Here is a 12903-nt window from a genome sequence, read left to right as displayed (position 1 = left end):
ATCCTCCTTACAGCGTAGCGCGACGGAAGTCGGCTAGTAGTTGAGCAATATAGACAGTAAAGCGTGTTGCCAACGCTCCATCGATCACACGATGATCTGCAGAAAGTGACAAGGGGCAAATAAGACGTGGCACAAACTGCTTACCATCCCATACTGGTTTCATTGCCGCTTTGCTCACACCCAAAATCGCCACTTCAGGAGCATTCACAATAGGTGAGAAAGAAGTTCCGCCGATGCCGCCTAAGGAGGAAATCGTAAAACTCGCTCCTTGCATTTGATCTGGCTTCAACTTCCCTTCACGGGCAAGTGCTGCTAATTCAGAAGTTTCTTTGGCAAGCTCAAAGATTCCTTTCTTATCAGCGTCTTTGATGACTGGCACCACCAAACCCGTTGGAGTATCTGCAGCAAAACCAATATTGAAATACTTTTTGAGGATCAAATCATCGCCATCGAGCGAGCTATTGAACTCAGGATGTTTTTTCAACGCAGCGACCGCAGCCTTCATTAAGAAAGCTAGCATGGTGATCTTGACGCCCTTCTTCTCGTTGTCTTTATTAGTCATGACGCGGAAGGCCTCTAGATCAGTGATATCTGCGTCCTCGTGATAAGTCACAGCAGGAATCATGACCCAGTTACGTGCCAAATTAGCTGCAGTGAGTTTCTTAATACGATTGAGTGGTTGACGTTCAATCTCACCAAATTTTGTGAAATCCACTTTCGGCCATGGAATCAAATTCAGACCACCCAAGCTTCCACCACTTAAGGCTGCAGCTGCACTAGAACTTCCAGCACCACCACTCATCGCCGCTTTGACAAAAGCTTGAACATCTTCTTGAGTGATGCGTCCTTTGGGACCGGAACCTTTTACCTGGGTAATCGTTACGCCAAGCTCACGTGCAAACTTACGTACTGAAGGGCTAGCGTGACTCATGGCTCCATCCACAGGGGGCGGCGGATTACTCTTCGGAGGGGGCGCTGGCGCCCTTGCAATCGGTGGTTCAACCGCCTTTATAGGTGGCGCTGCTGCTGCAGATACTGCAGCTACAGGTGCCGTAACAGCACCTGATCCACCTTCCAGAATAAGTACCACTGAGCCTTCAGAGAGGTTATCACCTACCTTGATCTTCACTTCTTTAACAATGCCGGCTTGTGATGATGGCACATCCATCGTCGCTTTATCAGACTCGAGCACAACTATAGATTGTTCCTTCTCAATCCGATCGCCTGCCTTCACTAACACTTCGATGACAGGCACGTCTTTATAGTCACCAATGTCAGGCACTTTGATTTCAATTGGAGCACTACTTCCACTGCTACTTGCGCTTACTGGTGCAGACGCAGTTTTACTAGCTGCTGCAGGAGCAGGAGTAGAAGCGGGTACCGAGACCGCTGCACCCTCTTCCAAGGTCATGACGATTGCGCCCTCAGAGAGGCTATCACCCACTTTGACCTTCACCTCTTTCACTACACCAGAGTGAGACGATGGCACATCCATCGTGGCTTTATCAGACTCAAGCACAACTATAGATTGTTCTTTCTCAACCTTGTCACCTGCTTTAACCAGGACCTCGATGACCGGCACATCCTTGTAATCACCAATGTCCGGTACTTTGATTTCAATAATTTGACTCATGAATTAATCTCGTATTAAACCGTCATTGGGTTTGGTTTAGCAGTGTCAATGCCGTATTTTTTGATGGCCTCAGCTAATTTTTGACGATCAAGCTGACCAGCATCAACCAAAGATCGCAAAGCAGTGATCACTACCCAGCGACGATCGACCTCAAAGAAGTCACGGAGTTTTTCACGGGTATCGGAGCGACCAAAACCGTCTGTACCCAATACTTCATAACGGCGATCCATATGCTGAATGGCCGGACGAATTTGCTCAGCAAACATACGCACATAGTCTGTAGCAGCAATGACGGGCCCCGTGGTATCTTTTAAACACTTCTCAACGTGTGAGAGTGCTGGTGCTGCGGTCGGGTTCAAGAGATTGGCACGGTGAACCGTATTCCAATCGCGACCTAATTCCGTAAAGCTTGGGCAACCCCACAAGTCAGATGACACTCCCCAATCTTTGTGCAAGATTTCAGCTGCTTCAATCACTTCACGGAAGATGGTTCCTGAACCGAGCAGTTGCACACGTAATTTTGCCTTAGCGTCACCAACCGACTTGAGCTTATACATGCCCTTAATGATGTCTTTTTCTGCGCCTTTTGGCATTGCTGGATGAGTGTAGTTCTCATTCATCAAGGTGACGTAGTAATAGACGTCCTCCTGAACCTCGAGCATACGACGCATACCATCTTGAATCACTACTGCTAACTCAAACGCAAAAGTTGGGTCATAGCTAATGCAGTTTGGAACTGCAGCACTCCACAGATGACTATGACCATCTTCGTGTTGCAAGCCTTCGCCATTCAAGGTGGTTCTACCTGCAGTGCCACCGAGCAAGAAGCCACGGCTGCGCATATCGCCTGCAGCCCATGCTAAGTCGCCAATCCGCTGGAAACCAAACATGGAGTAGAAAATATAAAACGGCAACATGGGAACACCATGGGTAGAGTAAGAAGTTGCGGCGGCAATCCAATCGCACATACCGCCCGCCTCATTAATACCCTCTTGCAAGATCTGACCAGTCTTATCCTCTTTGTAGAACATCAATTGATCATGATCTTCTGGCGTATATAGCTGACCCAGTTGATTCCAAATACCCAATTGACGGAACATACCTTCCATACCAAAAGTCCGTGACTCATCGGGAACGATAGGCACAACGCGCTTGCCAATCGTCTTATCCCGCACCACCGTATTGAGCATCCGAACAAAAGCCATCGTGGTAGAAATCTCACGGCCTTCAGCGGTTGCTTCTAGTAAGGGTGTAAATGCATCCAATTTAGGTACCGGCAAGCTTTCGGCTTTCGCACGACGTTGCGGCAAATAACCACCCAACTCTTGGCGACGGGCTTTCATATACTCGAGCTCAGGGCTACCTTCAGCAAACTTGACCAAGGGCATCTCGTCGAGTTGCTCATCCTTCACCGGGATCTCAAAGCGATCACGGAAGCGACGCACATCGTCATCGTTCATTTTCTTGGCTTGGTGTGCAATGTTCATCGCCTCACCGGAGCCGCCCATACCGTAGCCTTTAATGGTGTGAGCCAAAATGACCGTTGGCTGATCTTTATGATTTACCGCTGCATGAAATGCTGCATACACTTTATGGGGATCATGGCCGCCACGATTCAGTTGCCAAATCTCATCATCACTCCAGTCGCTGACTAGCGCTTTGAGTTCTGGGGTATTAAATACGATCTCACGGACATAAGCACCATTCTTAGCCTTCATCGTCTGATATTGGCCGTCAACGATCTCGCCGAGACGTTGCATCAAAATACCCTTCTTATCGCGGGCAAACAAAGCATCCCACTGACCACCCCACACGACTTTGATGACATTCCAGCCAGAGCCGCGGAATTCACTCTCGAGTTCTTGAATAATTTTTCCGTTACCACGCACTGGTCCATCTAAGCGCTGCAAGTTACAGTTCACTACAAAAATCAAGTTATCTAACTTCTCACGACCAGCCATACCGATGGCGCCTAAAGATTCTGGTTCATCCGTTTCACCATCACCTAAGAAAGCCCAAACCTTACGACCTTGCTCTTGAATAAAGCCACGGTCTCTTAAATATTTCATGAAGCGTGCTTGATATATCGCCATGATTGGACCAAGACCCATCGACACCGTTGGGAACTGCCAAAAGTCTGGCATCAACCATGGGTGCGGGTAACTAGAGATGCCTTTACCGCCAACCTCTTGACGGAAGTTATCCAGTTGACCGTCTGATAAACGACCCAACATATAAGCACGGGCATAAACGCCAGGGGCGGAGTGTCCCTGGACAAAGATCAGATCGCCACCATGCTCTAGTGATGGGGCATGCCAGAAATGGTTGTATCCAACGTCATATAAAGTAGCGGCAGACTGGAAGGAAGAAATATGTCCACCGACATTGGTGTCTTTATTTGCGCGCAGCACCATGGCCATCGCATTCCAACGGGTATAGGATCGAATCCGGTGTTCAACATTTTGATCGCCAGGCAAGCGGGCTTGATTCTCAACGGGAATCGTATTGATGTAAGGCGTCTCTGCATGGAAGGGTTGATCTACACCATTGACTCGTGCATGAGAAATTTGTTGATCGATGAGATAAGCAGCACGCTGCGGACCTTCGTTATGGATGACACCATCTAAGGCCTGCAACCACTCTTGTGTCTCGCCAGGATCAGCATCCTGAAGATTTTGTTTGCCTAACACTTGCTCAGGAACTGCAGCCATAACTTATCTCCAATAGTTATTTCGTTTAATTCATTCAAATCAACAATAGTTATTTACTTTATAGACAACATTTTAGGAAGGTATATGGGTGTAAACAAGCAATTTTCCACATAATGATAATATTTCTCATAATATGAGATTTTATTGCATTGCAAATAGAATCACAAAGGATCGGCTAAATTCCTATTTAGGCATCCTCATAGGGCAAAATGGGTTAATTCCTATGAAATATCCTGCTTTTCTAAGATTGCTCCTCGCCCCTGTTAACTGGTTACGCAAAATCCGGGGATTTAGGCTCGTTTACACCCCCCTGCTAGCAATCGTGCTGTTTACCGCAGTAATGGGCATTATTTTGGGTACGCTCCATTTGCAGGAAAAAGGACAACAAGAATCTGCCCTATTTAGAGAGCTCTCTTTTGCCAAACAACGTATTCAATTACGCTTTGTAAACAATGCTGACTCTTTAAATACGATTAATCGTGAAATTGCTGCGAGTAGCGAAGATGCAAAGTTAAAACAACTAGTGCGCGAGCAATCCGATGATTTAGTGCTCAATAATCATGAGATTATCAAAATCATTTGGCTTAATGCTGATAACTCTTATCAATGGACCGCCCCAGCAAACAACCCTAAAACTGACTGGATTAGCAAAACACAAAATGAGCGGGCAGTAAATGAGGGCCTCACAAATGCAATAGAGCTTAGCCGAGTGACGAGCAGGACTGCTTTTAGTCAGTTCATTTCACTTAACTTACCGAGCGAGGAATCTCTCGCCAAGGATAGAAGAACCGTCTTCTGGCAAGTGGCTCCTAATATTGTTGGTGGTCAAGCCATCGGTTTCTTAGCCGCACTGTATACCACCCAGGGCATTTTAGATGTCATCCCCAATGAGCTCAAAGCACACTATCGCTTCACCTTGCTGACAGATAACGACAGGGTCTTATCCATCTCCTCTGATCGAGATACACCCAAAAGAGCTTTTAGCAATCAAACGAGTTTAGACATCGGCGTATTAAGTCCAAACCTAGTCTTACGAATTGACACCTATCCTCCACCGACCAATCTGACTTTCCGAATGTTAATCGGTGTGGTCTTAGGTCTTTCTGCTTTCGTTATTTGGAGTTTGTGGTCTGTGCTTAAGCAGATGCAAGTGCGTCAAGAAGCTGAGGCTAATTTACGGACTGAAACCAGCTTTCGTAATGCCATGGAAAATTCCACACCAGTCGGCATCCGTGCGCACGATATGGAAAAGCGCATTACCTATGTGAACCGAGCCTTTTGTGAGATGACTGGCTGGTCGTCAAAAGAACTGATTGGCCTGATGCCGCCCTTCCCCTTCTGGCCCGACTCTAGACGCGATGAGCTCGTAGAAAAAATGAATCGCGCCCTGAAAATGGAATCGGGGATGAAAACTGGTATTGAGGGAGTCGTTTTGCACCGTGATGGCTCTCTGATTGAGACTCGCACTTTTATTGCTCCCCTCATTAATGAAAAAGGAACGCAAACGGGTTGGGTTACTTCCTTAATTGATATTTCTGAACCGAAGAAGATTCGAGAAGAGTTAGCTGCATCACAGGAACGCTTTGTTACTGTGCTTGAGGGTTTGGATGCTGCCGTTTCTGTGGTTGATCTTGAAAACGATCATCTCTTATTTGCCAATCGCTTCTACCGAGAAAATTTTGGGGATGACTCAAAGGGTCACTTTCAGTTAGCAGGTAATGCGAATAATCTGGAGACTTTGCACGATGTCGCGGAAGATTTACAAGACTCCCCTCCAGGCATTCCGACCTCCTTTTTATATCAAGAGTCTGAGTCGGAAGAAATTCAATTAAGTGACGGCAGTAATAAATGGTACGAAGTCAGAAGGCGCTTTATTCCCTGGGTTGATGGGCGCCTTGCGCAACTCTTGATTGCTACCGATATTACGATGCGTAAAGAGGCAGATGATTTAGCACGCCAGCAAGAAGAGCGTATGCAGTTTACGAGCCGCCTAACTACGATGGGTGAGATGGCATCCTCTCTCGCGCATGAGTTAAACCAACCACTCTCAGCGATCTCCAACTATTGCATGGGGGTCGCTAAACGTTTAGAAGGTAATCTAGATCCCGTACTCACCAAAGATATCCTGCCAGCACTTGAGAAAGCATCTGAACAGGCTCATCGCGCAGGCACCATCATTCAGCGCATTCGAGGATTTGTAAAACGCAGCGAGCCGCAAAGTAAATTGACTGCCATTAGCGAAATTATTAACGATGCTGTTGGGCTAGTCGAAATTGAGGCGCATCGCCATCGCCTAACCATTATTTCTCAAATCAGTGAAAACCTTCCTGCGGTAGATGTTGATCCCGTCTTAATCCTGCAGGTTTTAGTCAACCTACTGAAAAATGGCCTAGATAGCACGAGGGAGGCTTATCCCCTTTCTTCTCGTTGGTCCGCTGCTCCCGTCAAAATCAGCGCTGATCTGGATACCAGTATTTTTCCAGCAATGCTGCGTATTCAGGTGAGTGATGGCGGGGCTGGAATCCCAGAATCAGTCTCCCAACGCATGTTTGAGCCCTTTTTTAGCACTAAATCCGATGGCATGGGCATGGGTCTCAATATTTGCCGCTCTATTATTGAATCCCACCATGGCCGACTTTGGGCGGTCAACATCATGGATGCGGAACATACCAAGCTGGCTGGCTGCACCTTTACAATACTTCTACCCCTGGAATCTCCTGAAACTTCGGGTAATGTTTAATCATTGCACTAATTGAATCACCTTGCGAGACCCGATATGAACCTTAGTACCAGCACCAAACCAACCCAGGCAGAAGTTGTCTACGTTGTCGACGATGACGAAGCAGTGCGTGATTCTCTGACCTGGCTTCTGGAAAGCAATGGTTATATAGTGCGTTGTCATGCCAGTGCTGAACGTTTCTTGCAATCGTTACAGAGTACTGATAAGTCCACTATCTCCTGCGCTATTTTGGATGTGCGCATGCCCGGTATGTCTGGCCTCGAATTACAAGAGCGTCTCATTAGTGAAAATTTACCGATGCCAGTTGCCTTCATCACAGGTCATGGCGATGTCTCTATGGCGGTCTCGACTATGAAACGTGGTGCAGTAGATTTTATTGAAAAGCCATTTAAAGAAAATGATCTCTGCAGCTTAGTCGATCGCATGCTCGCTAAAGCACGCGTGGATTACTCACAAGCAAGCCAGCGCAAGATTACCCAAAGTTTACTTAGCAAGCTGACGGGGCGTGAGCGTCAAGTGTTAGAGCGTATTGTTGCTGGGCGCCTGAATAAGCAGATTGCAGATGACCTTGGCATCTCCATTAAGACTGTTGAAGCACACCGCGCCAACATTATGGAAAAGCTGAACGTCAATACGGTTGCCGATCTATTGCGCCTTGCCCTGTCCGACCCACAGCCGAATTAATGCATACAACCTTACTTTAATATTTACCTGTAATGCCTGCTCAATTACTCGACGGAAACGCCCTCTCTAAAAAACTGCGCGCAGAAATTGCTGCCCGTGGTGCGATCGTTACTGCTAAAGGTGTTCGCCCTGGTTTAGCCGTGATCGTCGTAGGTGACAATCCAGCTAGCCAGGTCTATGTCCGTAATAAAGTGAAGGCCTGTGAAGATGTAGGTTTTCATTCTGTATTAGAGCGCTACTCCGCCGAATTAGGCGAAGAAGAATTACTGGCTCGTATTGCTACCTTAAATGCTGACCCTGCGATTCATGGCATCTTGGTGCAACTACCACTACCGGAACACATTGCCTCTGAGCGTGTACTAGAAGCTATTGCTCCAGAAAAAGATGTGGACGGCTTCCATGTAGCCAATGCTGGCGCTTTAATGGTTGGCCAACCTGCATTCAAACCCTGCACTCCTTATGGTTGCATGAAGATTCTGGAGAGTATTGATTACCCTATTCGGGGGGCACGGGCAGTGATCGTTGGCGCCTCCAATATCGTCGGCAAACCCATGGCGATGTTGTTATTACAAGCCGGTGCAACCGTGACTATTTGTAATAGCAAAACACGGGATTTGGCTCATCACACTAAAGATGCCGACATCCTGGTAGTAGCTACCGGAAAATCCAAAATGGTTTCTGGAGATATGGTCAAAACCGGTGCCGTAGTAATTGACGTTGGCATCAATCGCCTGCCCGATGGGAAGCTTTGCGGCGACGTGGATTTCGATGCGGCCAAATATATCGCCGGCTGGATTACCCCCGTTCCTGGTGGCGTTGGCCCTATGACAATCACCATGCTCTTAATGAACACTTTAGAGGCGGCTGAAAAAGCAGCCAAGCCCTAGATCCATTAAGCTAGAGGGATGAATACATCCCTCTCTGCACCTCTGCCCCCTGCATTACAAAATAATCCGCTCCTGACTTTTGGTCGGGGTATTGCCGCTTACTCTGAAATTAAGCCTGAACACATCACGCCAGCGATTGAGTTTCTACTCAAACACGCTCAAGATGCAGTGGATATTGCCACTAATCCCAATACACTTGCAACCTGGGATGATCTTGCTGAACCATTAGAGGATGCAACAGAATCTTTGGGAAGATCTTGGAGCGTGATCTCTCACCTCAATAGTGTGGCGGATACTCCTGAGTTAAGAGCTGCCTACGGAGCAATGCTTCCAGACGTGACTGCATTTTTTTCTAGCCTCGGACAGAACTTAGCGCTGTATCAAAAATTTAAAGAGCTCAGCAAAGGTCCTGAGTTTACTAAACTTAATCGCGCGCAAAAGAAAGTGATTGAGAACTCTTTAAGAGACTTTCGGCTTGGTGGCGCTGAACTCAATGATGCCGATAAACCCCGCTTTGCTCAAATCCAAGATGAGCAAGCTATTTTAGGAAAAGCGTTTTCAGATCACGTCTTAGATGCAACCGATGGTTTCGTTCATCTTGTCAGCAATACATCTGATCTCATCGGCTTACCAGAAGATGTTAAAGCAGCAGCGGCCGATACCGCCCAACAAAAGGGCTTGAAGGGGTGGGCCTTTACCCTACACTTCCCTTCCTATTACCCAATCATGCAGTACTCCGAAAATCGTGAGCTACGCCGCTTAATGTATGAAGCTTATGTCACCCGCTCTTCTGAGCTTGGTCCGCAATACGCCCAGGGCAATATTGCTTGGGACAATACTCAGAATATGCTTGATCAATTGCGCCTGCGTGATGAAGAAGCGCGCATGCTCGGCTTTGCTAATTTCGCCGCGCTGAGCTTAGCTCCCAAAATGGCTAATACGGTTGATGAAGTAGATCTCTTCTTAACAAACTTTGCCAATAAATCAAAACCGTATGCCCAACGGGATTGGGATGAGCTTTGTGCATTTGCGAAAACTGAACTGGGTCTCATTGATGGTGTTCAGCCTTGGGATACGGCATTTGCAGCTGAACGCTTGAAACAAGAGCGCTATTCATTTTCTGAAAACGAGCTTAAGCAATACTTCCCACTGCCTAAAGTATTGGATGGATTATTTGGCGTGATTCAAACGCTCTTCGGTGTCAAGATTGAGGCGGCTGACTTGCCAACCTGGCATGCAGATGTCCAATCATTCTCCGTGAAGAATGCCAAAGGCAATATCGTGGCTTATTTTTACCTTGATCCTTATGCACGCTCTGGTAAACGTGGTGGCGCCTGGATGGATGATGCCCGCGGCCGCAGAGAACTACCCAATGGTGAAATTCAAATACCGGTTGCGTATTTAGTGTGCAACTTTGCACCGCCAGTGAAGGTCGATGGCGTATTGCGTCAACCCACGATTACCCATGATGATGTGATTACCCTATTCCACGAGAGTGGTCATGGTCTACACCATCTGTTAACTCAAGTGAGCGCTCTAGGCGTCTCAGGAATCAATGGCGTTGAATGGGATGCCGTGGAATTGCCTAGTCAATTTATGGAGAACTTCTGCTGGGAATGGGAAGTCCTGGAGAAAATGACTGCGCATGTTGAAACAGGCAAACCATTGCCCCGTGAATTATTTGAAAAGATTTTAGCTGCCAAGAATTTTCAAAATGGCTTAATGACCTTACGTCAAATTGTGATGTCATTAACCGATTGGCGCTTACATTCTCACTTTGATGCAAAGAGTGTGCAGGGACAGGCTGTGCTTGAACTCTCCCGCAAGATTGCCGCTGACTTTAATGTGATCCCACAGCCTGAGATCTCTCGGTGGATTAATACTTTCAGCCATATCTTTGCTGGTGGCTATGCAGCTGGCTACTACAGCTATAAATGGGCTGAGGTTCTATCTGCTGATGCCTACTCCGCTTTTGAAGAGGCGGCCAAACTCACGGGCTCAGTACTTGATCCTAAGACAGGGTCACGTTATCGCGAAGAAATTTTAGAAGTCGGCGGTAGCCGTCCTGCAGCTGAATCCTTCAAAGCCTTTCGCGGACGTGAGCCAAGTATCGATGCCTTATTGCGTCATGGTGGTTTAGCTTAATGACAAGGCAAGCACTAGGTAAATGAAAAACACCTAAGGGTGGTTTTAATAGGTAAGCTTATAGGAGCTGAAATTATTACTTTGGACTTAGTTGCGGGCATGCATTTTCTAATGGCTTACCTGCAATGCGGTCCTTCACCCAAGCAAGATACATTGGCGCTGAAACACCGGGAGTTGTAAAGTGAGATTGCTCCCCAGGTAACTGGTTTCTTCCTACATTCGCACCCATGGCGCACATCTGCTTTTGATAGAGCTCATGCATGATAGGTGGAACAGCGGTATCTTTTGTGCCCCAATAAATCACCACTGGTGCTACCGGCTTCACGGGCTTCACACTTCCATCAATAAATGCTTTTATCCATGCTAAGGAGTTACTAGCCGTAGGCTTCAAGAGGGACTTGTATTGATCTCCATAAGCAAAGTTGAAGGTATCAGCCATCACATGAACACATTTATTGCTGGCCAACCGATTAACTACTTTTGCACCTTCATCAGTCAAAATATCTGTTAATTTCAGATTAGGATTGGCGGCTTGGGCACCCCACAAGCCCATTACATAATGCGCAAATAAAAACACATTCGGAATATTGGCCTGAGTAAATTCATTCATCAGCTTATTAGCACTCGACTCATCAGCCGGCAATTTTGGAAGCATTACTGCTATATCATCTGGCGCCAATGCAACAAACCCAAGGTATTGCAAATTATCTGCAGCAGTACCCTTCAGAGCCTGATAGTCCGGCAGACTTGCAGCCGCAATTGTTGCTCCACCGCCTTGTGACCAGCCATAAATAATCGTCTTCTTACCAGCGCCAACTTCTTTCATAGAGCTAGCCGCTCTTGCAGAGTTGATGGCATCTCTACCATTAGTTCCAGCAACAGCATACTGGTGTTTACCGCCGCCACCTTGACCTTGATAGTCGGTAGCAACTATGACGTAGCCTTCTTTAATAAATTCCTCTACGTTTGGAATACCATAATCAGTCCAAGAGTTCCCATCCATTAAGAAATACTCATTCAAAGGAGAGGTGGGATTGGTAATTTGTGATGGGCCACAATTTTGAGCTGACCCTGTTGTGCCGTGAGCCCACGCCAAGATCGGCCTTCCCTCTTTGGGAGCTTGACCAATAGGGGCTACTATCAAACCCGTTGCGATCGTCTTACGTTCTGCAATATCAGAGGAAATATAGGCAATCCTCCAAGCGTGCGCACCCTTCACCGATGTTTTGATCCTTTCCTTCTTCAGGATTTGTCCCAGCTTACCCTGAGGACTCATTTTGATCACTTCCTCATAAAACGGGGGAACTGGAGGATCGGCGCATACGGTTAAAGAAAGTAATCCCAACAAGGTAGCAAGGACTAAAGAGGTAATTGATGTTTTCATAAATGCCTTATCACTACATTTTTCTATTAATAGGATGAATGCCTGTAACTATACTAAAACCTTCGCTTGATTAAGCTAAGTCTTCTTGATCTCTGAATCAATCCAAGCTGAATGCTTCTCCATCACAGCATTAAATAAGTCTGATTGAATGTGATCGTGTAACCATTTTTTGGTATTGGGAAATGGCATTTCCTCAAAGCTTTTTGGGTTGACCATAGAAAATTGTCTGATAAACGGAAAGATAGCTATATCTACCCAAGTCATTCGGTTGCCTAACAAGTATTGATCTGACCGTAGTGCATCCTCCATAGGTTTTAACATTAAGTCCATTACTTCACTAAGAACTTCTCCTTGATCAAGCTCAGGATATCGATTCGGATATTTATATTGGTCCAATCGTTTTTTAAAGGGGCCATCATTTTTCTCAATCCAAGATTGCGCAGCCTGCTCATTCACAGTCTTCCAGCCATCTGGATCTGATTGATCCAAGGCCCATTTCATGATATCCAAACTTTGATCAATCACTAAGTCGTTCACACAAAAAACGGGTACGGTAGCTTTAGGCGATAACAGCAGCATTGATTTGGGCTTATCTCTTAAAACAATCTCTCTGTGCTCAAACTGAATGCCAGAGTATTTCAAGGCCATACGTGCCCTCATAGCATAAGGACATCGTCGATAAGAATACAAAATAGGCATCATGGGTTCATCACCATTCA

8 protein-coding genes are annotated in these 12903 nt (G+C 46.5%); 4 read left to right on the top strand and 4 right to left on the bottom strand.

Translation table 11 applies throughout. The annotated features are described in order from the left end of the window. Positions 1–7 precede the first annotated feature (7 nt). The gene (gene aceF, locus VC178_RS07510; RefSeq protein WP_323482093.1) at positions 8–1633 is read right to left on the bottom strand and encodes a dihydrolipoyllysine-residue acetyltransferase; all 1626 of its coding nucleotides are present in this window, start codon (positions 1631–1633) and stop codon (positions 8–10) included. Positions 1634–1647: 14 nt separating this feature from the next. Further along, a complete protein-coding gene (gene aceE, locus VC178_RS07505) occupies positions 1648–4344 on the bottom strand; it encodes a pyruvate dehydrogenase (acetyl-transferring), homodimeric type (protein WP_323482092.1) in 2697 nt (898 codons plus the stop codon). A 223-nt stretch (positions 4345–4567) separates the two neighbouring features. Between aceE and VC178_RS07500 the strand changes: the two genes are divergently transcribed. Genes VC178_RS07500 through VC178_RS07485 form a run of 4 tightly spaced genes read left to right on the top strand, consistent with a single transcriptional unit; the run spans position 4568 to position 10800 of the window. Then, positions 4568–7084: a PAS domain S-box protein gene (locus VC178_RS07500; RefSeq protein ID WP_323482091.1), complete on the top strand. Its 2517-nt coding sequence runs from the start codon at positions 4568–4570 to the stop codon at positions 7082–7084. 36 nt (positions 7085–7120) lie between these two features. Beyond that, positions 7121–7768: a response regulator transcription factor gene (locus VC178_RS07495; RefSeq protein ID WP_215294883.1), complete on the top strand. Its 648-nt coding sequence runs from the start codon at positions 7121–7123 to the stop codon at positions 7766–7768. 32 nt (positions 7769–7800) lie between these two features. Then, positions 7801–8655 (top strand): bifunctional methylenetetrahydrofolate dehydrogenase/methenyltetrahydrofolate cyclohydrolase FolD, encoded by an 855-nt coding sequence (gene folD / locus VC178_RS07490; protein WP_323482090.1) that lies wholly within the window; start codon positions 7801–7803, stop codon positions 8653–8655. An 18-nt stretch (positions 8656–8673) separates the two neighbouring features. Further along, entirely contained in the window at positions 8674–10800 is a 2127-nt protein-coding gene (locus tag VC178_RS07485) for a M3 family metallopeptidase (protein ID WP_323482089.1), read from the top strand. Positions 10801–10876: 76 nt separating this feature from the next. Here the strand turns inward: VC178_RS07485 and VC178_RS07480 are convergent, their stop codons facing one another. Further along, positions 10877–12184 carry a lipase family protein gene (locus tag VC178_RS07480; protein WP_323482088.1) on the bottom strand — a complete coding sequence of 436 codons (1308 nt, stop codon included), beginning with the start codon at positions 12182–12184 and terminating at the stop codon, positions 10877–10879. Positions 12185–12259: 75 nt separating this feature from the next. Continuing rightward, the gene (locus tag VC178_RS07475; protein ID WP_323482221.1) at positions 12260–12883 is read right to left on the bottom strand and encodes a glutathione S-transferase; all 624 of its coding nucleotides are present in this window, start codon (positions 12881–12883) and stop codon (positions 12260–12262) included. Positions 12884–12903 lie beyond the last annotated feature (20 nt).

It is taken from the genome of Polynucleobacter sp. AP-Sanab-80-C2 (assembly GCF_035012965.1).
In the GTDB taxonomy this organism is placed as follows: Bacteria; Pseudomonadota; Gammaproteobacteria; order Burkholderiales; family Burkholderiaceae; genus Polynucleobacter.
This window is presented reverse-complemented; position numbering and strand designations above follow the sequence as displayed.